25 protein-coding genes are annotated in these 26,559 nt (G+C 54.2%); 12 read left to right on the forward strand and 13 right to left on the reverse strand.

Annotated features, from left to right (window positions below):
• The first annotated feature begins 155 nt into the window (after nucleotides 1-155).
• Both FJ695_RS25520 and FJ695_RS25525 read left to right on the forward strand, forming a co-directional pair.
• Nucleotides 156-842 carry a hypothetical protein gene (locus tag FJ695_RS25520; protein WP_141188071.1) on the forward strand — a complete coding sequence of 229 codons (687 nt, stop codon included), beginning with the start codon at nucleotides 156-158 and terminating at the stop codon, nucleotides 840-842.
• 42 nt (nucleotides 843-884) lie between these two features.
• Nucleotides 885-1,523 carry a hypothetical protein gene (locus tag FJ695_RS25525; RefSeq protein ID WP_141188072.1) on the forward strand — a complete coding sequence of 213 codons (639 nt, stop codon included), beginning with the start codon at nucleotides 885-887 and terminating at the stop codon, nucleotides 1,521-1,523.
• A gap of 36 nt (nucleotides 1,524-1,559) precedes the next feature.
• Here the strand turns inward: FJ695_RS25525 and FJ695_RS25530 are convergent, their stop codons facing one another.
• The gene (locus FJ695_RS25530) at nucleotides 1,560-2,876 is read right to left on the reverse strand and encodes an ATP-binding protein (RefSeq protein ID WP_141188073.1); all 1,317 of its coding nucleotides are present in this window, start codon (nucleotides 2,874-2,876) and stop codon (nucleotides 1,560-1,562) included.
• A 185-nt stretch (nucleotides 2,877-3,061) separates the two neighbouring features.
• Nucleotides 3,062-3,547 (reverse strand): SRPBCC family protein, encoded by a 486-nt coding sequence (locus tag FJ695_RS25535; RefSeq protein WP_141188074.1) that lies wholly within the window; start codon nucleotides 3,545-3,547, stop codon nucleotides 3,062-3,064.
• 176 nt (nucleotides 3,548-3,723) lie between these two features.
• Here FJ695_RS25535 and FJ695_RS25540 point away from each other — a divergent pair, with 176 nt between their 5' ends.
• A complete protein-coding gene (locus FJ695_RS25540; protein ID WP_141188075.1) occupies nucleotides 3,724-4,626 on the forward strand; it encodes an MBL fold metallo-hydrolase in 903 nt (300 codons plus the stop codon).
• A gap of 10 nt (nucleotides 4,627-4,636) precedes the next feature.
• Here FJ695_RS25540 and FJ695_RS25545 read toward each other — a convergent pair whose 3' ends face one another.
• The gene (locus FJ695_RS25545; protein ID WP_141188076.1) at nucleotides 4,637-5,623 is read right to left on the reverse strand and encodes a DUF1499 domain-containing protein; all 987 of its coding nucleotides are present in this window, start codon (nucleotides 5,621-5,623) and stop codon (nucleotides 4,637-4,639) included.
• Between the two features lie 778 nt (nucleotides 5,624-6,401).
• On the opposite strand from FJ695_RS25545, the gene FJ695_RS25550 reads away from it, so the two are divergent.
• Complete coding sequence (locus FJ695_RS25550; protein ID WP_141188077.1) at nucleotides 6,402-7,376, forward strand: CorA family divalent cation transporter; 975 nt, start codon at nucleotides 6,402-6,404, stop codon at nucleotides 7,374-7,376.
• Between the two features lie 118 nt (nucleotides 7,377-7,494).
• Here the strand turns inward: FJ695_RS25550 and pdxH are convergent, their stop codons facing one another.
• On the reverse strand, nucleotides 7,495-8,130 hold the full coding sequence (gene pdxH, locus FJ695_RS25555) for a pyridoxamine 5'-phosphate oxidase (protein ID WP_141188078.1): 636 nt from the start codon (nucleotides 8,128-8,130) through the stop codon (nucleotides 7,495-7,497).
• Between the two features lie 82 nt (nucleotides 8,131-8,212).
• Here pdxH and FJ695_RS25560 point away from each other — a divergent pair, with 82 nt between their 5' ends.
• Both FJ695_RS25560 and FJ695_RS25565 read left to right on the forward strand, forming a co-directional pair.
• Nucleotides 8,213-8,695, forward strand: a complete 483-nt coding sequence (locus FJ695_RS25560; protein ID WP_209010813.1) for an RT0821/Lpp0805 family surface protein — start codon at nucleotides 8,213-8,215, stop codon at nucleotides 8,693-8,695.
• Nucleotides 8,696-8,881: 186 nt separating this feature from the next.
• Nucleotides 8,882-9,883 carry a DnaJ C-terminal domain-containing protein gene (locus FJ695_RS25565; RefSeq protein ID WP_141188079.1) on the forward strand — a complete coding sequence of 334 codons (1,002 nt, stop codon included), beginning with the start codon at nucleotides 8,882-8,884 and terminating at the stop codon, nucleotides 9,881-9,883.
• A gap of 15 nt (nucleotides 9,884-9,898) precedes the next feature.
• Here FJ695_RS25565 and FJ695_RS25570 read toward each other — a convergent pair whose 3' ends face one another.
• The 3 genes from FJ695_RS25570 to FJ695_RS25580 form a co-directional block, all read right to left on the reverse strand.
• The gene (locus tag FJ695_RS25570; RefSeq protein ID WP_141188080.1) at nucleotides 9,899-10,792 is read right to left on the reverse strand and encodes a DMT family transporter; all 894 of its coding nucleotides are present in this window, start codon (nucleotides 10,790-10,792) and stop codon (nucleotides 9,899-9,901) included.
• Between the two features lie 188 nt (nucleotides 10,793-10,980).
• A complete protein-coding gene (locus FJ695_RS25575; protein ID WP_141188081.1) occupies nucleotides 10,981-11,484 on the reverse strand; it encodes an SRPBCC domain-containing protein in 504 nt (167 codons plus the stop codon).
• Complete coding sequence (locus tag FJ695_RS25580) at nucleotides 11,477-11,851, reverse strand: helix-turn-helix transcriptional regulator (RefSeq protein WP_141188082.1); 375 nt, start codon at nucleotides 11,849-11,851, stop codon at nucleotides 11,477-11,479. The genes FJ695_RS25575 and FJ695_RS25580 overlap by 8 nt, the downstream gene beginning before the upstream one ends.
• Nucleotides 11,852-12,088: 237 nt before the next feature.
• Between FJ695_RS25580 and FJ695_RS25585 the strand changes: the two genes are divergently transcribed.
• Together FJ695_RS25585 and FJ695_RS25590 are read left to right on the forward strand one after the other, a co-directional pair.
• The gene (locus FJ695_RS25585; RefSeq protein ID WP_141188083.1) at nucleotides 12,089-12,619 is read left to right on the forward strand and encodes a MarR family winged helix-turn-helix transcriptional regulator; all 531 of its coding nucleotides are present in this window, start codon (nucleotides 12,089-12,091) and stop codon (nucleotides 12,617-12,619) included.
• The gene (locus tag FJ695_RS25590) at nucleotides 12,616-13,299 is read left to right on the forward strand and encodes a GNAT family N-acetyltransferase (protein WP_141188084.1); all 684 of its coding nucleotides are present in this window, start codon (nucleotides 12,616-12,618) and stop codon (nucleotides 13,297-13,299) included. Before FJ695_RS25585 ends, FJ695_RS25590 begins: the two co-directional genes overlap by 4 nt.
• Before the next feature lie 3 nt (nucleotides 13,300-13,302).
• On the opposite strand, the gene FJ695_RS25595 is transcribed toward FJ695_RS25590, so the two are convergent.
• From FJ695_RS25595 to FJ695_RS25605, 3 genes are read right to left on the reverse strand one after another with little or no spacing between them, the layout of a single operon-like run.
• Nucleotides 13,303-13,809, reverse strand: coding sequence for a ClbS/DfsB family four-helix bundle protein (locus tag FJ695_RS25595; protein WP_141188085.1), 507 nt, complete (start codon nucleotides 13,807-13,809; stop codon nucleotides 13,303-13,305).
• A gap of 38 nt (nucleotides 13,810-13,847) precedes the next feature.
• Nucleotides 13,848-15,158, reverse strand: a complete 1,311-nt coding sequence (locus FJ695_RS25600) for an FAD-binding oxidoreductase (RefSeq protein ID WP_141188930.1) — start codon at nucleotides 15,156-15,158, stop codon at nucleotides 13,848-13,850.
• Nucleotides 15,159-15,171: 13 nt separating this feature from the next.
• On the reverse strand, nucleotides 15,172-16,497 hold the full coding sequence (locus tag FJ695_RS25605) for an FAD-binding oxidoreductase (protein WP_141188086.1): 1,326 nt from the start codon (nucleotides 16,495-16,497) through the stop codon (nucleotides 15,172-15,174).
• Nucleotides 16,498-16,701: 204 nt separating this feature from the next.
• Between FJ695_RS25605 and FJ695_RS25610 the strand changes: the two genes are divergently transcribed.
• A complete protein-coding gene (locus FJ695_RS25610) occupies nucleotides 16,702-16,920 on the forward strand; it encodes a hypothetical protein (protein ID WP_141188087.1) in 219 nt (72 codons plus the stop codon).
• Between the two features lie 5 nt (nucleotides 16,921-16,925).
• On the opposite strand, the gene FJ695_RS25615 is transcribed toward FJ695_RS25610, so the two are convergent.
• Nucleotides 16,926-17,810: a LysR family transcriptional regulator gene (locus tag FJ695_RS25615; RefSeq protein ID WP_141188088.1), complete on the reverse strand. Its 885-nt coding sequence runs from the start codon at nucleotides 17,808-17,810 to the stop codon at nucleotides 16,926-16,928.
• A gap of 170 nt (nucleotides 17,811-17,980) precedes the next feature.
• Here FJ695_RS25615 and FJ695_RS25620 point away from each other — a divergent pair, with 170 nt between their 5' ends.
• From FJ695_RS25620 to FJ695_RS25630, 3 genes are read left to right on the forward strand one after another with little or no spacing between them, the layout of a single operon-like run.
• Complete coding sequence (locus tag FJ695_RS25620) at nucleotides 17,981-19,597, forward strand: GMC family oxidoreductase (protein WP_141188089.1); 1,617 nt, start codon at nucleotides 17,981-17,983, stop codon at nucleotides 19,595-19,597.
• Nucleotides 19,594-21,081: an aldehyde dehydrogenase family protein gene (locus FJ695_RS25625; protein WP_141188090.1), complete on the forward strand. Its 1,488-nt coding sequence runs from the start codon at nucleotides 19,594-19,596 to the stop codon at nucleotides 21,079-21,081. Before FJ695_RS25620 ends, FJ695_RS25625 begins: the two co-directional genes overlap by 4 nt.
• 11 nt (nucleotides 21,082-21,092) lie before the next feature.
• Entirely contained in the window at nucleotides 21,093-22,304 is a 1,212-nt protein-coding gene (locus FJ695_RS25630; protein ID WP_141188091.1) for a mandelate racemase/muconate lactonizing enzyme family protein, read from the forward strand.
• A gap of 34 nt (nucleotides 22,305-22,338) precedes the next feature.
• On the opposite strand, the gene FJ695_RS25635 is transcribed toward FJ695_RS25630, so the two are convergent.
• Together FJ695_RS25635 and FJ695_RS25640 are read right to left on the reverse strand one after the other, a co-directional pair.
• Nucleotides 22,339-25,167, reverse strand: a complete 2,829-nt coding sequence (locus FJ695_RS25635) for an EAL domain-containing protein (RefSeq protein ID WP_141188092.1) — start codon at nucleotides 25,165-25,167, stop codon at nucleotides 22,339-22,341.
• An 807-nt stretch (nucleotides 25,168-25,974) separates the two neighbouring features.
• Nucleotides 25,975-26,463: a cytochrome c gene (locus FJ695_RS25640; RefSeq protein ID WP_141188093.1), complete on the reverse strand. Its 489-nt coding sequence runs from the start codon at nucleotides 26,461-26,463 to the stop codon at nucleotides 25,975-25,977.
• Between the last annotated feature and the right edge of the window lie 96 nt (nucleotides 26,464-26,559).

Consider the following 26,559-nt stretch of genomic DNA (forward strand, 5'->3'; position numbering starts at 1 on the left):
CCGCTTGACGTAGCGCTACTCAAGCAATTGACACGAGACGCTGCGTATCAAAGATTGGTATTGCTGTGCAGAGCGACTCGAAAAAACGGGATACTTTTCATCTTCTTATCTTTTGCGCCACCATCTGCGCACTCGTTTTTATTGCATTTTTGACAATGACTTCTGTCGGCAAAGCGGAAGATCGGAAAAAGGTCTTGAGCGTGGCTCTGTTTGATGGCTGTCCTTTTATTTGCCTGGATGAAAGCGGACCGTTTGTCGACGGATTAAAAGCGGCATTTGCAGGGGCTGGATATGAACTGCAGTTTAAACAAATACCGTTCGCGCGGGCTGTCAAAGATCTTCAGACCGGACATCTCGACATATTGCCGGGCGTTTTGAAAGACGGGATAGACGGCGCCGTTTTTCCTAGTAGCTGGCTGTACTTCACCCGCATGTGTTTTTTCTCAGACTCCGGTGACGCTTGGGAATGGCGCGGTGTGACATCGTTGAAAGAAAGATTGATCGCAATTGAAAAGGGCATCGTTCATACCCCGGAGTTCTTTAATTACGTGCAGAACAGGCAAAATGTTACGCATCTATCCGGCAACGATATTCTGTTTCGGCAACTACGCATGCTGAAGCTTGGCCGCATCCAATCCTTCACCGCAGAACAAACCGTTTTGGCGCACTATTTGGATCAGAAGGGCATTGCGGCCGACAGTGTCAAAAATGCAGGTTGTTTCGAGCCCGAGTTTGAATATGCCGCCATATCCGCAACCCACCCCGAAGCCGCAGATATTCAGAAGATTTTGACCGTGGGACTGGCTGACTACAATCGATCGATCGTACCAGGCCTATTCTGAACGTCTCATAAATACAGTCAAAGAATGAGAGAACTAAATTCCATGAAAAAATTGCTTTTGGCTCTTCTCATTATTGCATCACCCCAAACGGCTTCTGCTGAAATCTGCCATGAGACAATCGCCGGAATGTTCGAGGGCGGTCCATTGGATCCGTTTGTCCGCCCGCCGCACCGGCTGACAAACACTGTGAGCGACGCAGAGGGCAATTTTGTCCGCAGATACTTGACCCGATGGCAAACGCCTTTCCACAGCGTCTCAGGTGTTGAGGGCGGTGGGCTGTTTACTCTTGTGATCGATGCTGACAGTTGGACCGGACCTTCCCTGGATGGTCCTTGGTCCAAATCGCCGAACAGCCTGCCGGCAGACCACAACGACGTTCGAAAGGCGCAGCATAACCAGGAAAAAGCGAACCTAACGGATGTAAAATGCCCGGGCACTGTGGACCTGGATGGTTCTGATTATGATGTGGTGTCTTATGTCACCAAAACGGATCCGAACCCGAAAATGAACGATATGTGGTTCGGCGCACGCCACACGGTCTACATTGATCCTGAAACAGCCCGGGTCATGCGCTGGGAGTCCACGGATCTTGTCAGTTCCTTTGCGCCAAACATGTCAAAAGAGGTTCAAGTTCAGATCTTTGAATATGACCCGGACCTCGTGATTCCGCGTCCGGAATAGACAAGCCCAACATAAGATATTTGGGCGTAGTCCAGTCTATTCGGAAATTGTCACTTTGAAAGTTGCGCCCTTGCCGGGCTCGCTGTCCACATCGAGACGGGCCCTGTGGCGCGTCAAAATGTGTTTGACGATGGCAAGCCCCAATCCGGTGCCTTTCATCGCCCGGCTCGAATCCACATCGACCCGATAAAACCGTTCCGTTAGCCGCGGCAAATGCTCTGGCGCAATTCCTTCGCCGTAGTCACGGACCGCCAATAGCCACTCCGCACCGTCCTCACAGGCTTCACCTGGTTTCAAAGTGACATCAACGACTTTGCCTGTGCTGCCGTATTTGAGCGCGTTCTCGACAAGGTTCTCCGTCACTTGGATGAGCTCATCCCGTTCGCCTGCAATCATCACCGGTGTCTCCGGCAAATCTAGCCGGATTTCTACGTTCATGTCCTGGGCCAAGGGGCTTAGCGCATCATTGGTGTGCCGGACGATCTCGCAGAAGTCGACCATCGTTTGCGGCCGGACGTGCGCCCTTAACTCAATTCGTGACAAAGATAGGATATCGTCGATCAAACGGCGCATCCGGCTGGCTTGATCCAACATGATGGCCAAAAATCGGTCTCGTGCTTCAGCGTCATCGCGGGCCGGACCTTGCAGAGTTTCAACAAACCCCGTTAAGGAAGCAAGAGGCGTGCGCAATTCGTGGCTTGCATTGGCAACAAAATCTGTCCGCATCCGCTCGAGGCGCCTGTTTTCCGTTAGATCCTGAACCACCACGAGCACAAAGTCTGGCAATTCCTGTGGCCGGGCCGTCTCTGCAGTGCCGGGCATATACATTGGTGCGATATGCGCTTCCAGCCAGGTTTCTGTCGGGACTTTTTCGATCCAACTGATCCGCTCAGCCTCCCCCGATGAGCACACCCGGTCAAAAGCTTCTAGGAGTGACGGCGCCCGCAGGGAAAATGACAACGGGTCACCTGGCTTCGCGCCGGGGTAGACCGTCATCGCCTCGGAATTGACATAGCGGGTAATACCGCGGGCATCCGCAACAAAACAGGGCGACGGCAAGGCATCCACGGTTACCTTCATGCCTGTGCCTGGCCACATGCGCCGCATTTCCCGCTGCGCCTTGACCTTGACCCGACGGCTGGCGGCATTGCGTGGCACCATGATCGTGGCAATTATCATGGCGGCAAATCCGAGAAGCCCCACCCAAGGCGGTATTCCGTAAACCGTAATAAGCCCCAAGAGGACCACCCCGCCAGCCAAAAGCGTCCAGCGCGCATCCCTGAGCCGGCGCTTGGGAGTCTCAGTGCTTTGCAAATTTGCGCTTCCTTCGAAGGGGGGCTGGGACACGGTCATATTGCTTCTGGAGTTTGGACGGACAGGGGCAAAACAGCCGCTGAGTATTTCGACGCCTCACCTTACAAGCAGAAGTATGAAGACATGGACCTACAACAGCGGACACATCGCCTAGCATAGAATTCATGTCAGCAAAACGACAGCTGGTGGCGTTTCGAACCGTGCGACCAAAGGATACTCTGAAGCTAACGCATTGCTTTTGCAGCGTCAGACATATTCTTCAAAATACGTGGCCAGCCGTCCGGTTGCATCATTTCCCGCATATAATCACCGCCACTTTCCCCGTGGCGCAGAAACTTGCTGTGAACGACTTCCAGGCGCGTAACCTCGCCTGCCTCCCGGAAATTGATCATCACCCGGCTCGCCGCTGCAGGATCAGCAATCTGTTCACCCGCTTGCGACACCTGCCAGGCGATCCTGAGATAAAGCGGTTCCTCAATCGACAGGACCGTGCCCCACACCTGTTGCTGGCCGTTGCCATCAAGCTGATAACAGGCACCACCGATAAATGGATCGATGCTGACGTCAAGGCGTTCACCGCGCGTCTTTTTAAACGGTGATGTCCACCAAAGTTCCGGATGATCAACAACCAGCTTAAACGCTTTTGGCCGCGGCAATGCGATCACGCTTTCAAACCGGCACTCATATTCAGTTGCGGTTTGTTCGGTCATTGCAACGTTGCTTTCGGTTTCCGGTTCATCTTGTTTGACAAGATCCCATGTTTTGGGCTCGATTGGCGAATTATTTGGCCGTTATCTGATTCAAACGTCAATCACATGACGCCTTGCACCAGGTGCTGGTGACACATAAATCGGATAGAGCTTTTGCCAGGATTGAACCGCATATCATGAAACATGACCGGACTTTTGATCCCCGCTATGGGGAACGCGTTGAAATTTTGCCTGGCCTTTGCCGTTTGACGGCAAACAACCCAGGCCCGTTCACATTTCACGGGACCAACACTTATATCCTGGGCCAAAAGAACCTCGTGGTGGTCGACCCCGGACCGGCAGATCCCGCACATGTGGACACGATCCTCTCGGTCATTGAAGGCGCGCGCGTCGAAGCCATTTTGATCACACACACTCATGTGGATCATTCCCCCGCTGCCCGGCTTCTTCAGGAAAGGACAGGGGCTCCCATCATCGGTTGCGCACCGCACCGTGCCGCCCGCGCTCTTATGGAAGGTGAAGTCAATCCACTGGATGCCAGCGGCGACAAAGACTATACGCCCGATCAAGAAACGGTAGACGGTGAAACGTTCGAAGTGGCTGGTATCACCTTTCATGCAATCGCAACGCCTGGTCACACGGCGAACCATCTGTGTTTTGCCCTGGAGGGGGAAGACATTTTGATCAGTGGCGACCATGTGATGGCTTGGTCAACGTCTATCGTCGCCGCACCCGACGGGTCGATGCGCGATTATATGGCGTCGATAGACAAAATGCTTGCCCGGTTCGAAACAACATACCTGCCAGGGCATGGCGGCATCGTTCGGGATGCACCGGCTTATGTAGAACAGCTGAAACAGCACCGGCTCAACCGGGAGCGTTCAATCTTGAGCGAACTTGGAGACAAATCCCGCAGCATTCCAGAGATTGTCGCAAAACTCTACGCAGATGTGGACCCCAAGCTTCATGGCGCGGCCGGTCTCTCGGTTTTTGCCCATTTGGAGGACCTCACAGAGCGCGGCCGTACGGCAGCCGATCCCGGCTTGGCCCTTGATGCAAGTTTTCGGCTATTGGATTGAATGACTGCTATCAGCCTTCGAGGTCATCGAGCTCGAAGGCATCTGCAGACAGACCTTCTTCAGTTTCGAAGAACGGCTTGAAACCAGGAAGCGGCACTGTTTTCCGCTCCGGCTCATAGGTTTCCAGAGGAATTTCATCTTCCAAATCCGCTTCTTCGACCGCCAGACGCTCCAAATTGCCGTAAGTCTCAAGCAGAACCTTGTCGACTTCAGATAACACGCTACGAATAACATCTGCATTGCTGGAAAGTTCCCGCAAAGGGGATTGTGAGCGGGCACGAACATCTAGAAGTGCTCCGACAGGGTCCGGCCGAACCCGCAATGCAACGTCGTGTTTCAAACCAAGTAATTGGGTGGTTTCTTCGGCCCACAAAGCCGTCGGCGCATCCAACAGATCCGGCGGAAGTTCATCAATTATCCGCCATCGCAGGGTTTCAACTGCCTTTTTTGAGGCCGCATGGAGTTCTCCCGGAGAGATCCGGTACCGCCGCGGAACGATATCCGGATAAAGTCCAAACTGCATTTCCGCCAGGGACCTGGTTTGTTCGACCGGCATCTTGATCGACACCCATCCAGTTTCCTGAACAATAGCCATCGCCCAAACAAGGACTGCTTGCTCAGTTTTTGGAGCAAACTCAATTAAAAACGGAGGATCATCCGGATCTGTTGAAACATCTGTCAACTCCGGCTTTACAATCAACATCCCCAGAACGGCTACCGGTGCTGTAAGGGCCAGCAAACCCAGAAATCCTCCGAGAATAGAAGAGCCAATACCGCTTCCACCGAGGCTCCAAATTCGCAAAAAAGCTGTCAGAGCACAGATGATGGCCAGCAACGCAAGGACGGCCGCCGCCGCCAACGACAAAACGAAGATATCCGGCGTTACCAAGCCGAACCGCATGCCCAGGACTGTGATCAAGGCAAGCGCAAACGCGACCGCACCAAAGGACCGGCTTGCCGGTGCCGCTCTCGACTTGTGATCTGGATACCGCTTCATCTGACTTTAGAGTTTGATTTCCTCGCCTCCTGTCTAGCATCAGACTACGAGTCGGCATAGCGACATCAGCGGCTTTGCCACGGGCTTCTGGAAATCGGTGGACTTCATAAATAGGCTGGCAGACTCTCAGAGACCCAAAAACGCGGCCTTCGTTAACAAAGCCTTACCGGGTTCGTTCACATTTGAGCTGAAACAGTAACAACTTGACATTGTTTTTGAGTAGCCGAGCAGAAAACGCAGGGGCATTCTAGACTTATCTGAATAAAGAATGCCGGACGGACCTTATTTGCCACTCCAGCGCCTTATTTGGAGACCACATGAAGAGCGCGCGTTGAGAACTTGGAATATTAGGAACGCGCAAGACCTAGAAACAGTAAAACAAGACGGACCGGAAAAATGTCTGAACAAACTGCCCGCCCTGCACCTTCTGCACCGGCTGGAGCAAAACTTGAAAGTCTCTATAAGCCTGTTGGCATCGCTGCATTGAATGCAGCTGCATTGTGCTTGCGTCCGTTCGCAAAAAAGACAGCCGGAAAATAATCTGGCTGGCTGTTGATCGGCCACACCCTTCTCAAGACATATTTCGACCCCGGTCGTCTAAGGTTTGCTGCTTAAACAGCTGCAGCATAGCTATGATAAAGCTCGCCCGAGTTTATTAGGGCGGCAGCTAAAGCTATGTGTTCGGCATATCTGTTAAAGCAGTTGCAAGACCGTTTTGAATTTGGGCAAGCTGCCACCTGATGATTGCTTCTGCAATCCGAGGTTGGAGCCTGCCCAAATGATTATTGCCTATTGCCCTTCTGTCGACGGACTTGAGCGCATCGAACTGACCGATGGCGCGCCCCTGCCGGCCACATCGATCTGGATCGACCTTCTAAGCCCGACACCAGAAGAACGTGCCGAAGCAGAAAAGTTGATGGGCGCGGTTATTCCAACACAGGAAGACATCACATCCATTGAAACGTCAGAACGGCTTTACTTGGAACCTGGCGCCGTTGTCATGACCGCCCAAATGCCTGGGGCAGTCCAAACCTTGGATCCGGTGGAAACTTCAGTAACCTTTGTGCTGAACGCTAAACGGCTCATCACGGTCCGTTATGGCGAACCGGGCTCCCTGACTTTCCTGGCGCGCAAAGTTCAATCCGACACGAGCATCGCTCATTTGGGTCCAGCGATAATGTTTGCATTCCTCGACATCATCGTCGACCGCTGCGCCGATGAAATGGAAACCGCGTCAGCAAGCTATGATGGCTTGGCAATGAAAGTCTTCGGGGACGGGCTCAACACCCGAAAGACATCCAGCTATAAGATCGCGATCAAGCAGCTTGGCAGAATTGGCTTGAGGGTCGCAAAAATGCATGACGTATGTGCCAGCTTGTCCCGCTTGCTCCTTTACATGGCCACCCACGCCAAGCGCCTGAACCTAAGCGAGAAGCAGATCGAGGACTGCAAGATGTTTGGCCGCGATATTCACTCGATCAAAGAGCACGGTGATGCGCTGGACAACAAACTCACGTTTTTGCTCGATGCCACAGTTGGCCTGGTCTCCCTGGAACAGAACCAGATTTCCAAGATCTTCACCGTTCTTGGGCTGATCTTCCTGCCGCCGACCCTGATTGCCTCTGTCTACGGCATGAATTTCGTCAATATGCCGGAACTGCACTGGGAACAGGGGTTCCTGTTCTCCATTGGTCTCATGCTTACCTCTGTCGCGGTAACGTTCTTCGCCTTCCGCTGGATGCGGCTTCTTTGAACGCTAGAGCATCCAGCGTTCTGGCGAACGCAGCCAAGATGCTCCACAATCTTAAAATCGCTCAGCTTTTGGCTGTTCAAGCGTTTCCACCTGAACAGCCACTGATCTGATCAGCCCTTTACGGGTAGAGCCGTTGCTTGCTCCAAGGTTCAGATGGCGCGCTGCGCGTAAATTGGACCCGGTCATGCAGGCGGAACGGCCGGTCGGCCCAGAACTCGATTTCGCTGGGGACCAAGCGCAGGCCTGACCAGTGATCCGGGCGTGGAATATCACTAACGCCAAACTTGGCAGTGAATTTGGCCACTTCCTTTTCCAGCGCAAACCGGCTCTCCAGCGGCCGGGACTGCTTGGACGCCCAGGCGCCAATGCGGCTGCCACGTGGCCGGGACTGGTAGTATTCATCGGCCTCTTGATCAGAGACCTGAACAATCTCCCCGCGGATGCGAACCTGCCGTCTCAGACTTTTCCAATGAAAACACATGGCGGCTTTTTGTGCCGACAGCAGTTCATGCCCCTTGGCACTTTCCAGGTTTGTGTAAAAGACAAAACCTGTTTCATCGAAACCCTTTAAAAGAACCATGCGGACGTTTGGCAGGCCGTCCGGGTCGACCGTCGACAGCGCCAGCGCATTCGGATCGTTCATCTCTGAACCCTTTGCGTCTTCAAGCCATTCATCAAACAGGTCAAACGGTTTCTCTGCGTCAACAAAGTTACCCTTTGTTAACTCTTCGTGCGGATTCTTAAGGTCTGTCATTGCTACCCTATCGAAGGATTCGATGGCCGGAGGATCGGCAAGAAAATGCCGCACCAAGAAAGGCTATCTGGTGATGCGCCATATGCGTTCATATACTGCCAGACATAACAAGATCTACCCCTTGAAAAACCGTTCTGTGATGGTTTGCGCTGTTCTGTTGGGGGGAGCACTTGCCGGCTGCGGCCAGATGGGCATGCAGGTCGGCACCGATGACCTCAAAACACCAACGGTTCTGACCGGGTCCATCCCGTCTGCCGCAGATGTTGCTTACTCAGACCTTAGCCCGGAAGACCGGCTGGCCATTGCCGCCAACCTCGACGCACTGAACGCGGACCTTGAACGCGGTTCCAATCTCGATGGGCTGAGCCTGCCGTGGCTCAATGCAGTCAGCGGCAATTCTGGAACGGTTTCTGAAGTCAGCTCCTCGGCCTTCCCGCAGACCGGATGCCTGACGTTTAAGACCACCGCCAACACTATTGCCGGGATCAAACTTTATTCCGGCACAGCGTGCCGCGACATCACACAGAACTTCGCAGTGACCGCCTTGGCCGTTGCCGACGCTTGATCCACCCGAAATTCACTGTAAAAGAACCTTGGTCCGGCTCCAGCCTACTGGAATTTTTTCCTATCCGTAACGATATTCAGGATAACGAAGGCTGGACAGAGGTGTGCAGGCCAAGCCCTATAAGGCTTTGGGACCCGCGCAGGAAGCGGTCCAGACCGGCATAACTAGTGAACACTGGTAAGATGAATGCGTGATCCCTATAGCGTCCTCGGAGTGGCGAAATCCGCCAACGAGGGCGACATCAAAAAGGCCTTTCGAAAGCTGGCCAAAAAGTACCACCCGGATCAGAACAAGGATGATCCCGGCGCACAGCAACGCTTTGCTGAAGTCAATCAAGCCTATGAAATCATTGGCGACAAAGACAAGCGCAGCCAGTTCGATCGGGGTGAAATCGATGCGGAAGGCAAACCGAAGTTCCAGTCGCGGGGCTTTGAAGGCTTTTCCGGTTTCGAGGACTTTGGCGCAGCTGGAGGAAGCCGTGGCTTCCGGTCATCCGGCGGTGCAGGAGCCGGAGCTGGAGCAGGCGGTTTTGACGATATCCTGAACGATATTCTGGGTGGTTTCGGTGGCCGGGGCAAACGCGGAGGCCCAGGACAGGGCGCTAGCGGATTTGCTGGTGCTGGCGGAGCCCATGCGCGCAGGCCGTCTGCTGTCAAAGGGAAAAACGCCGACCTGATCGCGGCTGTCTCTCTTGAAGACATCATCAATTCGGGAAAAGCCCAAGTTACACTACCCAGCGGCAAGACAGTGAATGTCACGCTTCCAAAAGGCGTTGTGGAAGGCGAAAAGATCCGGCTGAAGGGCCAGGGACATCCGGGCGAACAGGGCGGTGCGGCAGGCGATGCCATGATTGAAGTCCGGTTCCGGACGCACAAACTGTTCGAGGTGAAAGGATCCGATCTACACCTTGACCTGCCGGTAGCCCTTTATGAAGCTATTCTGGGTGCCAAGATCCGCACGCCAACACTTTCCGGCGCCGTCAATCTGACAATCCCAGCGAACTCTTCCAGCGGTAAAACCATGCGGCTGAAGGGCAAAGGCCTGCCGACCAAAAACGGTGGGCATGGCGACCTTCTGGTCAAGCTACAGATTATGCTGCCGCCACATGGCGACGATGAACTGGACACCTTGATGAAAGCCTGGAAGGAAATCACGCCTTACCGGGTCCGTGGTCCGGAATTCGACTAAGCGTCCCGCCGGCCTTCAAGTCAAAACAATGATGGCGGTGCCGACCACCGCCAAAACAGCGCCCGAGACCGCTTTTGGTGTCGGGCGCTGTTTTGTTGTTCGCCACAGGATCGGCAATACAAATATCGGCGACAAAGACCCAAGGACAGCAGCAAGGCCGGCTTCCATGTAAGCAAAGGCATAGAGCAGCAGAGACGACGATACGCCGTACCCGATGATACCGGGCAAAACCGTCCGGAAAAGAAGATAGGGGCTGCCTTCCGCTTGCGAACGCATGATCCCTGCCGGCCACAAACCGATCAGCGAAATCAAAACCGCAGCACCGGTCAGCCGGATGGCGGCAACAGCAATTGGTTCGGCGCCTTGCTCCAGCATTGGTTTGACCGCAAGAAACCCGCCGCCCTGACACGCTGCGGCGGCCGTTCCAAGGAGAACGACCTTCCACAAGGTCTTTGCGGACCGGTGTTGTTGGCTTTCTTCAGGCGTGGTCGCTTGGATTGCCATGATAATACCGCCGATGACGACAGCCCCGCCAACCATATCAGACAGAGACAAGGTTTCGCCGAGCCAGAGATAAGCCATCATCGCCACCAAAGGGGCCTTCAGGCACAGCAGCAGTTCGGTCAGCCTGGGACCACCATGGCGCAAACAGGCGATCATGGCGAGGTTTCCGAGCAAAACGCCTGCAATCACACTGACGGTGTAAGCAGGCACGTCAATCGAATGAAGGCCCGGCCAAAGCCCCAGCGCACTGGCGAGCCCTGACATCAACGCCGCACAGGCGATGAGCTGAATGCGGGTAAACTCAAAGGCGCCCAGTTCCCGCGCCGGCCGTTGCGCCAGAACGATGCCAGATGCCCAGCCGAAAGATGCGGAAACGGCGGCCAGTGCCGGAATGACCGTGAACATCACTCAAACCTCATGCTATGTTATTGGTAGCATCTAGTTTGCTACACAATAAATAGCAAGAGGTTGGTTCGGGAAAAAGAGCTCCCTACCCGTGAGATGACCAGTGAGCTGTTTTCAATGCTGGAACCCGTAGGTTCGCGGTTCCAGCACTGGGTGGGGGCAGGTTCGAGACATAAGTCCCTTTCGTTTTAAGCCGGTTCCTTTTGCAGTTTCGCAAGCAATTCTGTGAGCATTTCCATGCCTTTGCCCCAGCCTTGATCTAGACTTGAAATGGCCTTGGCGAAGCAGGCGATTTCGGCGTCGGTCGCCTCATGGGGTACCCAGGTGAGCCGAAGTTCGGTGTTTTCGCCATCGTCACTGAAGGTTACCGTCGTCATCAAGGTGCGTGGCCAATCCGGCATCATTGGGTTCGCCGCGATATTCCAATCCGCGTCTGAAACACAATGCAGCCACACGAGCCTATCCGGTTCACTGACCTCCAGATATTCGACCCGCTGATAATGCGATCCACCGCCCATGCGCATTTCGTTAAGCCACAGACCACCGGGTTTCACGTCAAGCTGGTGAATGACTGTTTCAACACCCGGCCCGTACCAGCGGGCTAGCAAGTCCGGATCGGTCCATGTCTTCCAAACAAGATCGCGAGGTGCATTAAATTTCCGGGTCAGGACATATTCAGGCAATTCAGTCATTCACTTCTCCCTTTTGGCCTTGAGCGGCCTTCAAATCTTCCAACAAATCATCCAGTTGATCGAAACTTCCTGTCCAAAACCGCTTGAACTCTTCTAACCAGGCAACGGCAGCTTTCATCGGCTCGGCCTTGAGCTGCGCCGGTCGCTTTTGCTTGTCCATTCCCCGTTCAATCAGCCCGGCCCGCTCCAAAACTTTCAAGTGTTTTGAAACCGCCGGCTGGCTGATTTCGAAAGGCTCAGCGAGCTCTGTGACAGACGCTTCGCCTTGCGCCAACTTTGTCAGGATCGCCCGGCGCGTCGGATCAGCGAGCGCGGCAAACACCGCATCCAGGTTAGGCGTCGCAGGTATATAACCAAATTGTTCCATAACTTAATGGTTATATAATTTTCTCACTTCGTCAAGGTTGTTGTTTCGACATGATGATAATCCGTTCAAGCAGACGAACTTCGGCTTGCCTCCAAGACAAGGGAGCTGAGTAACTTACTGTTTTGATAACGATTTTTCATTCCTCACGCCTCCCAAATGAAAACCTTCGGGCTCAAATTTGCCTTTTCTAGTTAAAATATATATTGTTATATAACTTGTTATATTATTGGATTCGATATGCCAAAAGACATCGTCAGAACGCTTGGCTACGCCACCTTGGGATCTCGGCTCAAGCGCCTCGGCGAATTGCTGCAGGCCCAGACGGCGGAGCTGGCACTGGGCGTTTCTCAAGTCCAATTGCCAGTACCGCAGAACCCTGTTCTGGCGGCGCTGGACACAAACGGTCCCATGAGCATCGGCGAATTGGCCAAGGCCTTGGGGCAAAGCCAGCCAGGTATCACCCGCATGATCAATCAAATGAAAAAGGACGGTCTCGTCCACGCTGCGGCCGGCACTCACGACCAGCGCGTCCGGAAAATCGCCTTGACCGACCGGGGAAATCAGCTGGTACAGGAACTGAAAACAAGTCTCTGGCCGGCAACCGCACAGGCAGTTTCGGATGCGTGCCAAGACCTTTCAGGACCCTTGCTTGATCAGTTAACCCAACTGGAGAGCGCGCTCTCAGTCAGGCCGCTAAAGGCACGAACCAACGCTGACACCCTCCCTGATTGGGATGCCATACAGACGAACGGAGATCAAAACACATGACCCCGCTCTTTCAAAAAACCGTCTGGTCCGCCCTATCCTCCCGTCAATCCCATCTGTCTATCGGGAATGGATTGGCCCGGCGTTTCGATCCGGAGATTTCCCCCTTTGCTGCCAGCAAAGACAATTCTCCAGAAGCGCTGTCTGCGTTGGCGGATCTGATCGCACCGGGTGATGACCGGGTGTATCTGATGCAAGCGGCCGAGATTGCGCTTCCGGGCGCGCTCGAAGCGGAAATGACCACTTTTGGTGTCTTGATGACCCAAAACCACCCGATTTCGCCATCATCAGAGCTCGAGATCACACCTCTCGGCACCTCCGATGTTGCCGAAATGGTAGCTCTGGCAGATCTCACCAAACCAGGCCCCTTTACCAAGCGCACACCTGAACTCGGGCCCTTCTGGGGCATCCGGGTCGATGGCAGATTGGCTGCTATGGCTGGAACCCGGCTCGATTTCGATGGTTTTACAGAAGTCAGTGGTGTCTGTACGCACCCGGACTTCCGCGGGCGCGGTTTGGCTTCCGAGCTGTCGCTCTTTGTAGCAGATCAAATCTGCCAACGGGGGGACACGCCGATCCTGCACGCGTTTGCAAACAACACAGCGGCCATCACACTTTATGAAAAACTCGGCTTCGAACTGTGGCGGCAGATCAACGTTGCGGTCGTCAAGCGGACCGATTGAGGATCACGGCCGCTCTGCTTTGGCAGCGCGCATCCGTTTTTTCAAATACTTCGCTGCTGAACGATAGTGGCTTGGCCCGGCAGCTTCGGCGAAGCGCCCCGCCGTCCACTTGCTGCGGCTGCCTTTCATAGGACTACCATAGAGGTCTTTGTCAGAGAGATTCTCGATGAGTGCCAAGAGTTCGCTGTGATTGGCTTCGAGCATCGCAGTAACGGAAACCCAGGAAAACCCGGCCTGCCTGTCTCTTAAATCCGCATTGTACCGCGCCGTCTCAGACCATTTGTACCCCTCCGCTGGAATATGGACCGGGTTTCCCGCTTGCCCGTCGCGATACCAGCCAAGGAAGAGTTCGATCCAATGGGCGCGATGGCCAACAATATCCTTGGCGGAAATTCCATCGGTGTCCTTTTCAAGGCGCAGCATGGCAGGTAATTCGGCGAGCACTTCCGACAATTTCACCCATTCTTTCTGAGTGACCTCAAGCAGTTCTTGCTTGGATGTTGCCGGCATCCGCCTCCCCTTCCCTATCGTGTCGGCATTTTAAACCATCACATATCCTGATAGCCGTACCACCAATAGGCACCTTGCAGATAGAGTTTGCGAAGAGATGGAAAGGGAAACCGCTTGAACGGTTGCTGCAGTGGTTCGGGCAAATCTTCCTGCCGAACTGATCCCATAATCAAACCAGCAACTTTTTCACCGGACAGAGACGCCATTGCCACCCCGCTACCGTGCCAGCCCATCGCAGCATACAGACCGTCCATACCGGGAACTTGGCCAACGAACGGCGTCAGATTGCGCGACAGGCACACTTTGCCATACCACTGATACTCGCTTTCAACGCCTTTCCAGGCCGGAAACATTGTATTGAAATCGTGGCGGGCCCGTTTGTGCATGGCTTTGAGCGCCGGCTCGTTTTCAAAAATGCCGCCGCGTGTGCCGAACAGAAACCGTTTATCGGGCATCAGCCGGAAATAGTGCAACAGGATCCGGGAGTCGGACGCCATTGTGTCCGACGTCCAGCCCTGGGCGGCCAGTTCCTCATCAGTCATAGGCCGAGTCACGTGTATGGAAGACATAACCGGCAAGGTCCGGCCATGGATCCATTTCGGTACGGTTTCTTTAGAATAACCGTTCCCAGCCAGGATGACCCGTTTGGTGCGGACAAAACCGTGCTCCGTGTCCAGCCGCCAGCGGTCCCCGTCGCGGGCAACACCGGTTACGGCGGATTTGCCAAATATCCGGCCACCTTTCTTGCGGACCTGGTCCGCCAATCCATAAAGATAGGCCATCGGATTAAGTGCAAAGCCATAGGGCATGTGCAGACCGACATAGAAGCCGGATCCGCCGTATCCTTCTGCAGTCAACGCACTCTTGTCCAAGATCCGCGACTTGACGCCGAATTTGTCCTTCAGGAATGCCGCTTCAGCTTTAAACGCGTCAAAATCACGGGGCCGGTGCGCCAGGGTAATTTCCCCTTGTGAGTGGCAATCGGCATCAACTCCCCAGGCCTTTAGACGCTGTGCAACCTGATTGATCCCGGCCACCTGATAGGCGAGGAAATTGCGGGCGCCGTCCAGGCCGTAGCGCTGGATAAGTTGGTGAACACTCAGTTTGGTTCCGCCAAGGCAACAAAATCCGCCGTTCCGACCCGAAGCGCCATAGCCGACATGTTCTGCTTCAAGCACGCAGACAGACACACCGGCTTCGGCGAGTTTCATTGCCGCGCTTAAACCGGCAAATCCGGCGCCAATCACGGCAACATCAAACTGCGCATTGCCGATCAGCTGCCGGTCTGGCCGGGGCGGCGGCCTGCTGGCCTCCCAATAACTTCCGGCCAATCGGCGTTGATCTTGCATCTTGTGCACTGTGCTAAATCCCGAGCCGGTCCCTGAGGGAAAACCAGGTCATGGCCAGCACCAGAAGCGGAAAGCGCAACTTGTCCCCACCCGGGAAAGCCGGGATATTGAGCCGTTCGAAGACGTCGAACCGGCCGGCGGTGCCCGTAATTGCTTCGGCCATCAACTGTCCGCCCAGCGTTGCCATGGCGACCCCATGTCCGGAATATCCGGTTGCCGTCAGGATATTGGGTTTCAGACGGGCAAAATACGGCATGCGTTTGGGGGTAATTGCCAAGGTCCCGCCCCAGCCATAGTCGATTTTCGCGTCTTTAAGCTGCGGGAAGATTTCCAGCATTGGCCGGCGGACAAATGATTTTATGTCGTCCGGAAAGCGGTAGCCGTAATTTTCACCGCCACCAAACAACAGCCGCCGGTCGGCGGACAGGCGGAAATAATTGATGACAAACTTGCTGTCCGCCACAGCAACATTGTCCCGGATCAAAGCCTTGGCGTCCTCTTCGGAGAACGGCTCTGTCGCAACGATGAAATTGTTGATCGGCATGACATGTGCGGCCGTTTCCGCTTCCAGCTTGCCGAGATAACCATTGCACGCGAGGGCAAGGTGCCGAGCCCGGACATTGCCGCGGTCCGTTGAAACAGTCACGGTCCCGTCGCCGTTTTCGGCAATTTCGGTGACCTTAGTTTCCTCAAAGATCTTGGCTCCCGCCTTTTCGGCCGCGCGCGCAAGGCCGAGGGCATAATTGAGCGGATGTAGGTGCCCCGATCCCATATCCAGGGATCCGCCGAAGTACTTCGGACTACCAACCAGATCGCCAATCTCATCACCGTCGACAAATCGGATCTGATCATAGCCATATGTGAGACGGAGATGCTCGACGTAGTCGCGGCTATCTTCGACATAGGCCTCGCGATGGTCTGCATGAAGAATGCCGGGGGTGTAGTCGCAGGCAATCTGATGTTTTTCGATCAGATGTTTGACCAGCGCCTTTGAGTCTTCAGCCAGTTCCCAGAGCAGCTTGGCATGCGATTTTCCGTGGCGCTCTTCTAGAACGTCCTGTTCGACGCGTTGGCCCGACCCGACTTGCCCGCCATTACGCCCGGAAGCGCCCCAGCCAACCCGGTTGGCTTCCAGCAGGACAACATTCAATCCGCTTTCGGCCAGATGCAGAGCCGCTGACAGTCCAGTGTACCCTCCACCAACGACAACAACGTCTGCCTGGGAAGATCCATCAAGCGGCGGATAAGCTGTCTGCCAGCGTGCGGTCGCCGCATAATAGGATGGCGGATGTTGGCCAGGCGTGTCGTTGGCTGTCAGAAGGTCGAGCGGTGTCAGCATATCCTCACGCCGGTATTCATGACGATGGCAGCCTTTTCAGCATCAGGCAGCGCGGCTACCTTGTTATTTTAAGAACAATGATGCAAGACGAAAACCTAGGAAAACAGGCGCGATTTCCTATGTTTCGCAATATCTTGCCACCTTCCCCTAGGAAAGCCTGCCATTGCAGCTGATGGGAACGGCATCTAGTAGAAAGGTAAAGTTGTGTTTGGCGGGTTTGAACATCCCTGGCTCGATCCGCTTTGGCGGCGCGTCCTTATTGTCCTGTTCTGCGCTGGGTGGACCGGTCTGGAGTTTTTCAATCAAGACCAGACATGGGGCTTTATCATCGGGGCAATCACTGCCTATGCCGCTTGGGGCTATCTGGTCGCGTACAAAGTTACGAACACCGACGATACGAAAGACCCTGATGAACATGAATAACAATGTCAGGCCCTCATTTCCCGAATGAGCCACTCACAAAACGTTTGCGCTTCCGGGCTTAACGCCTGCCGCGGACCTGAGGTCACCAGATAATAGCTGTGGCGGCTGACAATTTTCTTGTTTGTGGAGCGGACCAATCGGCCCGTATCCAGGTAAGGCCGTGCCAGGGTTTCCAGCACCAGGGCGTGGCCGTGCCCAAGGGCTGCCAATTCGAGCGCCGAAAGCGTCTGATCGACCTGTAGACCGGTGCGGTCCGGAACAGTTTCACCATAAAGGCGGAAGAAACTCTCCCAGGTGTCGGCCACACCCATGATATCCAGCCGCTTGGCTTTGCTGAGCTGGACGACATCGCTGTCTTTGCCTGTCAGGGCAAGATCCGGATGGCAGACAGTGATAACCGGATCATTGACCAAGAGCTCGACGGCACCATCTCGCCAGGTCCCGTCGCCAAACCGCACATCGATTTCAAAAAGATCCGGATTGAGGCTTTCAGCCCAAGCGGCCGAAATCATCTGCAAAGCAATCCCAGGAAATTCCGTTTCAAAGGCGCGAATCCTCGGGATCATCCAGAGATGGCCAAAACTGTTCAGACACCGGAAGCGCACAGGTTTGCGCTCCCGGCCACCAAAAACCGACACCGTTGCAATCGAGAGATCTGAAAAGGCTTTCTCGACCGACGGCAGATACGTCTGTCCGAGACGTGTCAATTTCAGCTCCCGGTGCACCCGGTCGAACAACGGGTAGCCCAAATGCTGTTCAAGCTGGCGAACCTGGTAACTCACCGCAGCAGGCGTAATCAAAAGCTCTTCGGCTGCGCGGGTGAAATTCCTTAACCGCGCCGATGCTTCGAAAGCACGAAGCCAAGGCAGAGGCGGCAAATTGTAAGCCATTGATGTTCCGGTTTGGCGGTAGTTCGGGGGGCAACACTTTCCAAAACCCTATTCAGTTCAGCGCTCTCTTTCAAATTTTTTCGAGGTTCTGCCAAATAATTTTTCGTTATAGGCTTTTGGCAATTTCGCGCACAGTTGGAAGACTTTTCGATTTGCGGAGTTCGTAAGACGTGCAAAAGGCCGATTACATCATCATAGGCGCCGGATCGGCTGGCTGTATCCTCGCCGAACGGCTGAGCGCCGATCCAGACATAACTGTGCTGCTCTTGGAAGCCGGCGGCTCGGACCGGTCCCCCTGGGTGTCGCTGCCTCTTGGTTACGGCAGACTCTATACCGATCCATCCAAAACCTGGCGGTATATGACGGAGGCGGATGACGGCCTGAACGGACGCTCCATCTTTTGGCCGCGCGGCAAACTGCTCGGCGGCTCTGGATCGATCAATGCCATGGTCTATTGCCGGGGATTGCCCCAGGACTATCAGGACTGGGAAAATGCCGGAGCTGCCGGCTGGGGCTGGGACACGGTCCGGAAAGTCTTTGAGCGGCTGGAAACCAAGACCGGGACGAATGGGTCTGTCCAGGGCGACGGGCCGATCAACGTTCAAGACACGTCCAGCCAGATCCACGCGCTGAACCGTCATTTTTTTGCGGCCATCAAGGAAAGCGGATTGCCGCTGACAGATGATTTCAACGGCAGTCAGCCGGAAGGCGCCGGGACCTATCACATCAACACCCGTCACGGCCGGCGCTGTTCCTCAGCCTATGCCTTCCTGCGCCCGGCTCTCAAACGGCCCAATTTGTCCGTACGCACCAACACCCAAGTCAAGCGGATCCTGTTTCAAGGCCCCTGTGCTGTAGGCGTTGAACTTCTTTCGGGCGAAAAACTCTTTGCTGCCAAAGAGGTTATCCTGTCAGCCGGTGCGATCGCCTCGCCGCAACTGCTCCAAGTGTCGGGCATCGGTCCTGGAAATCTGCTGCAATCGCATGGCATTCCGGTTGTTCAAGACAACGGCAATGTCGGTGCCCACCTGCAGGATCATCTGGCAGCGACCTATACGTTCCGGGCCAAGGATCCAACTCTCAATGCGGTCTTGCGGCCGCTTCTCGGCCAAGCCCGGGCAGCACTGCAATATGCGCTTTCCCGAAAGGGGCCACTGTCGCTGTCGGTCAATCAATGCGGTGGGTTCTTACGCTCCCGCTCCTGGTTGCTTCAGCCGGATCAGCAGATCTATTTCAACCCGATCAGTTATCAAATGAAACCAAGTGGTGGCTCGTCCCGGTTTACGCTTGATCCCTTCAATGGGTTCATTATCTGTGCCCAGCCGGCCCGCCCGACCAGCCGGGGCAGGGTTGAAATCAAAAGCGCTTACAGCAGCACCGCTCCGGCCATCCAGCCCAATTCATTGGCCACGGAAGAGGACCAGCAGTCTGTGATCGCCGGCGGTAAACTCTGCCAGAAAATCATGATGGCCAAAGCGCTTCAGGCCATTGTTGAACGGCCTCAAGGCCCCGATCTTCTGACGATGAATGAAGACGCCCTGCTTGCCGACTTCCGCGAGCGGGCCGGAACCGTCTATCACCCGGTTTCCACCTGCCGGATGGGCAAAGAACAAACCAATTCAGTGGTGGATCCCCGGCTGAAAGTTCACGGCATTGACCGTTTGCGTGTTGTCGATGCGTCCGCCTTTCCCAATATCACCTCTGGCAATACAAATGCCCCGACCATGATGCTCGCGCTAAGGGGCGCCGACCTCATTCTGGAAGACCAAAAAAGAGCCACTGCATGACCGTTCAAGACCTCGCAAATTCCTATCTCGACACAGGCTCCCTGCCAGGCCTTCCTGACGGCCATTTCATCGGCGGCAAGTTCACCGGCGCTTCAGCACGGAAAATGGAAAGTTTCGATCCGGCGCGCGCAGAAGCTTTTGCCGAGTTTTCCCTTGGCACTGAAAGCGACATGGAGCGCGCGATTGAGACGGCGGAGCTTGCCGCCAAACACTGGCGCCAGGTCACCCCCGGCGAACGCTGCCGCATCCTCAACAACGCCGCCCGGATCTTCCGGGAAAATGCCGACAGGCTTGCCGTTCTGGAAGTGATCGACAGCGGCAAAACCTTGGCTGAAGCACAGGGCGATGTTCAGGGCTCAGCCCGGCTGTTTGAGTATTATGCAGGCGCAGCCGACAAACTCGATGGCCGCTCTGTGAACCTCGGCCCGGCCTACACCGCCTTCACCGTGCGCGAACCGGTCGGCGTGACAGGGCACATCATTCCCTGGAACTATCCCACCTCGACGTTTGCACGCGGTGTTGCCCCGGCGCTCGCGGCAGGCTGCTCTGTTGTGGCCAAGCCCGCCGAAACGACACCTTTCACAGCCCTTGTGATGGCAGAACTCCTGTCCGAAGCCGGTGTGCCGGACGGGCTGGTGAATGTGGTGACCGGGCTTGGGTCTGATGTTGGCGCCAAACTGGCTCAAGATCCGCGGATCAAGCAACTGACCTTCACCGGCTCCGTCACCACAGGCATCAATGTGGCGCAAATGGCTGCGCCCAATGTCACCCGTCTGACCCTGGAACTTGGCGGCAAATCGCCGCTGATTGCCTTTGAAGACGCCGATCCTGAAAAGGTCGCGGACGGCGCCTATTGGGCGATCTTTTCCAATTCCGGCCAGATTTGTTCTGCCGGTTCCCGCCTTGTCCTGCACACATCCCTGCGCGACGATGTTCTGGCCATCTTGAGTGAAAAGGCAAAAGCCCTGAAAGTCGGCCATGGTCTGAAAAATCCAGGTATGGGAGCGGTCAATTCCGATCTGCATCTTGGCCGGATTAAGGCCCACGTCGATGCCGCCAAGGCGCGCGGCGCCAACATCCTGACCGGCGGCGATGTCACCACCGATCCGGAAACCGGCAAGGGCTGGTTCTTTGAGCCCACGATTATTGCCGATCTGCGCGCTAATGACCCGGCGGTTCAGGACGAGATTTTTGGGCCCGTCCTGTCAGTTCAGAACTTTGAAACCGAAGACGAAGCGATCGAGCTCGCCAATGGCACCGAGTTCGGCCTCATGGCCAGCGTCTATACCCGCGACACAGGCCGGGCCATGCGGGTTGCCCATGCTTTGGACAGCGGCCAGGTTTCGGTCAACGACTATTGGGCAGGCGGTCTGGAACTGCCGTTCGGGGGCAATAAAAAATCCGGTTATGGCCGCGAAAAGGGCTGGGAAGGATTGGACGCCTATACCAAGGTGAAAGCCATCACCATCAGCAATCAGAGCTAGGACGCAGGACAGTGAAACTCAGTACCATTGAAACCTTCGTCGTCGGTAATCCGCCGCCCCGCCACGGCGGCCGCTATTTCATCTTCGTCAAGCTGGTGACGGCCTGCGGCATCACCGGTTATGGCGAGATTTATAACGCCACCTTCGGTCCTCATCTGGTGGCGCAGATGGCCGAGGATGTGTTTGCACGCCAGTTTGAAGGCGAAAATCCGCACCACATCGAAAAGCTGTGGCACAAGACCTATGGGGCCGGTTACACCTTGCGCCCCGACGTCACCGTCATGGGCGTTCTGTCAGGTCTTGAAATGGCCTGTTGGGACATCATCGGCAAGGCGGCGGATAAACCTGCCTATGAGCTTTTGGGCGGCAAGGTGCATGAGCGGCTGCGCTCCTACACTTACCTTTATCCGGCTAGCGGCGATGTTTATCCCGATCCGGACAAGCCTAACGTCTACAATGATCCGGATATGGCGGCAGAGGCCGCAGTAAAAGCGGTCGAACAGGGATTTACAGCCGTCAAATTCGATCCGGCCGGCGCCTACACCATCTATGACGGCCATCAGCCGAGCCTGGAGGATCTGGAGCGTTCCGAGGCCTTTTGCCGCAAGATCCGCGAGGCGGTCGGCACAAGGGCCGATCTCCTGTTCGGCACTCACGGGCAATTCACCGTTTCGGGCGCCAAGCGCATGGCCCGGTGCTTGGAAGCCTATGATCCGCTTTGGTTTGAAGAGCCAATCCCGCCGGAAAAGCCGGAAGATATGGCGGAAGTTGCCCGCTACACATCCATTCCGGTGGCGACCGGCGAACGCCTTTGCACAAAGTATGAGTTCTCACGCGTTCTGGAGACGGGTGCGGCGAGCATCTTGCAGATGAACCTTGGCCGCGTCGGGGGCCTGCTGGAGGCAAAGAAGATCGCGGCCATGGCCGAATGCCATTCCGCACAGATCGCCCCGCATCTATATTGCGGGCCCTTGGTGGCGCTTGCCAACATTCAGCTGGCCACCTGCAGCCCGAATTTCCTGGTGCTGGAATCGATCCGCACATTCGGTGGGTTTTATGCCGACCTTTTGAAAACTCCGATCCGCTGGGAAGACGGCTACATCATTCCCTCACCTGAACCGGGGCTTGGCCACGACCTCAACGAAGACGTCGCCCGCGCTCATCCCTACACCGGCACCGAGCTCCACCTCGGCTTGCAAGAAACTCCGGCGGCACCGCTTTGAGCCCACCGACGTAGACTGGGCATAGCTTTCTCGATCAACTGGACGAAGCTTGTTTGTAAGGTGTTTTCCAGGGGTTGTCGGACATCCAGGCCGCACGCCACCGCATAAACTCTGCTTCCGGAAGCGGTTTGCTGATCGCATACCCCTGCGCCAAATAGCAGCCGTGCTCCAAGAGCCAATACCCGTGCGCGTCCGTTTCCATGCCCTCGGCCACAACGTCCAATCCAAACGACTTACCGAGAGAAATGGTGCCATGCAGGATCTTTTGGTCTGACTGATTTTTCAAGATCCGTTGAATGAACCCTTGGTCTATCTTAATTTTGGAGACCGGCAACTCCCGCAAATACGTGAGCGATGAATAGCCTGTTCCGAAATCATCGAGCGAAAAAGTCACACCGAGATCAATCAATCTCTGCATTTGCTGGATAACCACTTCAGGAGCATTGATCGCCGTTGTTTCGAGTATCTCAATCTCGAGTTTTTCGATCAGTTCTACCGGCTGGTTCGCAACAAGCTTTTCGAATTGTCTTGCAAAGTCCGGGCTTTGCAGTTGCCGGGCAGCAATATTAACGCTGACGCCATAGGGAACTTCCTGCTTGTCCCAGGACGCAAGCTGCTTAAATGCCAACTCGATGACGCGTTCCCCGATCTTGATAATGACGTCGTCATCTTCAACCAACGGCAGGAAATCCCCTGGCATGATGATTTTCCCATCCGGTTTCTGCCAGCGAATGAGCGCCTCTACATCGATTATTTCACCTGTCCGCAAGTCTATTTTTGGCTGGTAATTGAGTATGAATTCACCATTTATAAGGGCGTTTCCAACTTCCCGGATCATCGCTGAGTTTCGCTGAATTTCCGTGTCCTCTTGCGGATCGAAGTGGAAACAGCAGTTCCGGCCGAACAACTTCGCCCGGTACATCGCCATGTCCGCCCGCCTTAATAGTAGACCGGAGTCTATTTCATTTCTGCGGTCAAAATTAGCGATCCCGATACTTGCCGTTGTCGAAACCACCGCATCAATCAATTTAAAGGGTTCCTGAAATTTATTCAGCAGGCGATCAAAAACGATATCGACCTCGTCCTCATCATCTACTTCTCCCAGAACAACGACAAATTCATCGCCACCTATACGTGCCAGAACATCATTGTCGCGAAGGTCGCCCGCCAACCGTTCGGCAACGGCAACCAGCAACTGGTCACCTGTTTCGTGACCGTGAATTTCATTGATGCCTTTGAAATCATCCAAATCAATAAAACCGACAGCAACTCTCGCGCCGGTGCGCTTTGCCCACCGCAGTTTTTCCCGGATACGCTCAGTGAGAAGAACCCGATTGGGCAAGCCCGTCAGCGCATCAAAATGAGCCAGTTGCTGTAATTTGGTTTCATGTTGCTTTAACCGGGAGATATCAGAGAACATTCCGATGTAATGCGACGGTTCTCCGCGTTCATCCCGGACAGCACTGATGGTCAACAGCTCCGGATAAACCTCACCATTCTTCCGCTTGTTCCACATTTCGCCGCGCCAGAAGCCCTGCTCCGCGATACAGCTCCACATCTCTTTATAGAAGTTTTTATCCTGTAGGCCGGACTGTAAGACCCTCGGGTTTTTACCGATAATCTCGTCAGGGGAATAGCCGGTGATCACTGAGAACGCGTTGTTCACATTGATGATGGTGCCCGACCTGTCCGTAATCACGATCCCTTCCATGGCAGACGTGAATACACTGGCACTGAGGCGCAGATTTTCCTCAACCTCTTCACGATCGGTGATATCAAGTGCAGCGAAGTAGACGGTGTTTGCGTCAGCGCTCAGGTTTAGCGCACAGGACAGAAGCCGGAACAGTCCATTGCTTGCACGGAACCGGATGTCTACTCGCAGACCTCCTGGCTTTTTGCCAATCTCTATAAGGGCGTCTCGAAGCTTTTCCGTGTCATTTCGGTGGACATAATCATATATATCGAGTCCGCTACTTCCCGCCTCTTCATCAAACAACAGTTGCTGCAAGGCTTTGTTTACACGGACAACCTGTCCATCAGACTTAATTATCATGTGAAAGCTGATGTCTTGGTCGAAAAAGGCACTCACCTTCTCTTCCAAAGACATACGGAGCAGAATTTCTTTCTCAAGTTCTGTTCTTGAAGCGTGCGTTCGTTCCAGATCAGAAGCCATGCGATTGACTTCTAAACAGAACCGACCCAACTCACCGTTGCCCTTGTTTGGCAAACGGCGCGACAAGTCCACACCCAGCTGCTTTATGTCTCCGCCTATTTCTTTCAGCGGCCGCAGGATTAGTTCTTTCGCAAGCAAACCTCCTGCAATAGTCCAAATACAGAAGGATCCGATCAAGATATTGAAAAGGGCATGGACATGGTCCTCGAGCCCTTCAATTTCCCTTTGAATGTCGAGATACCCTTTTCTTAAGACTTCCCTTACTCGCACAAGGGACATCCTTACATCTCTAGCAAATGTTTCTATGTTAATTTCGTTATCAACTTCGTTGAAAACATTTTTTATTCTTTGCTCTATCCCGTTTAGTTCCATTGATATTTCAACAAAACCAGAACCGCCAATTATTCCATAAAGTTTTTCATGATTTTTATTTAGATGATAAAAGGTAATCAGCCATATACTTGAAATGTCTTTGGAGGCGTTTTCCACCTCCGCACCAACCAAGACGTCTTGGCTCGGAAAATTGAAGTATAACTCACCAATGACTTTTTCATCTTGCCGAAGTTCAGAAATATCATGAAGTAACATGGAAAACGTGAGATAGAAGAAAACAAGTGCAACAAACCCGAACGCCCAGGCAAGATGAATAATGAGGCCTATCCGCGCACGTGTATGAAAGCTCCGCACCATCACCGCCACCTATTCCATAAATCTACCTTGCACATGAATTGCACTCACAATTTATTACTTAAAAACTCCCAATTACCTCAAACGGCGGCTGCCTTGCTTACTTACACCTGACTAGTCAGACCGACATTTGCTCGGCCAGCAATGCCTCAGGTCCGTAATTCGGGCGTCCAATATTTTACCTATCGACGCAACAAACCTCACTTCACGATTGTGTATTTTTCACATTTTTTGTTTAAATTGCGCTTGATATTTATCAAAATTCCGTAGAGAGAATTAATTTTCTATTTATATTTATTTTCATTAGTACTAAACATTAGACATTTTTACTTATTCATGTTGCTCTTTTGACTATACGTATTTCTTTCACTTCCAATTCCATTTGAGGCAATTTTTTTACGCAACTGACAGCGCGACTGAAATTTGGGTTCACAAGCAACCCAACAACCAGACCGCCTGAATTGAATTCAGTTGAATCAAGCCTTCCTCACCTTGCGACTATCCGGACGCGTCCAGATGGCGCATTGAGTTTAAACGCGAAGGTTCAAATCAACTTGATCTGGCTGATCAAAAAAGACCGATAATGAGAACTAAAAGGGAAGGAAACACGGGACACATAGCCTTCTTCTGCAACACCCGCCTAGGGCTCGCTAAATCAAACACGAAAACCGGTCATTGGCATCGCCGTGCAGCGTTAAGACCCTTAACCAGATTCCGGCCCTGCCTCGAACGTTCTCCGCTCGATCTTACGCTAAAACACCAGCCAAAATCGTGTCAGTTTTGAGCCCGCACCCGCAAATGCTCCAGCATCTACCCTCCCCGCGCCAAAGCCGCGTCAAGCTCATCATGACGAGCCCGGATTTCCTTCGGCCAGGTGGATTTGATGAAGGATAAAACAGAGACGATCTCTTCATCGGTCAACACGTCCTTGAAGGCGGGCATATTCGTTGAATAACCATCGCCGCCAGCGACTTCGTCAAGCCCGTGTTTGGTCAGATCAAAAAGCAACTGCGATCCATGGTGCCAGGTATGCCCGGTTTCATTGTGCGGCGGAGCCGGCATCGTACCATCCGGATTGCTCACACTCCAATTGCCTTCACCTTCAAGGTTCTGGCCATGACAAGTTGCGCAGTTGTCAAGATAGATTTGCTTACCGGCCGAAACGATTTCCGGATTTTCAGGCTTTAACATGGCGCGGTCAGACGACCCCATCCACCCAAGGCCGTATCCGCTGACCGCGGCAAAGGCGAGCCCGCCACCAATCGCTAGGGTTATGATTGATACATGCGTCCAGGTCATATCAAATCACATCGATTTATGATCCCACTGGTACTCGATCAAACAAGCTTATCACGTCCGGGTTAATCAATCGGACTCAGGTGCCGTAAACTGTCG

It is taken from the genome of Labrenzia sp. PHM005, from assembly GCF_006517275.1.
Taxonomy (GTDB): Bacteria; Pseudomonadota; Alphaproteobacteria; order Rhizobiales; family Stappiaceae; genus Roseibium.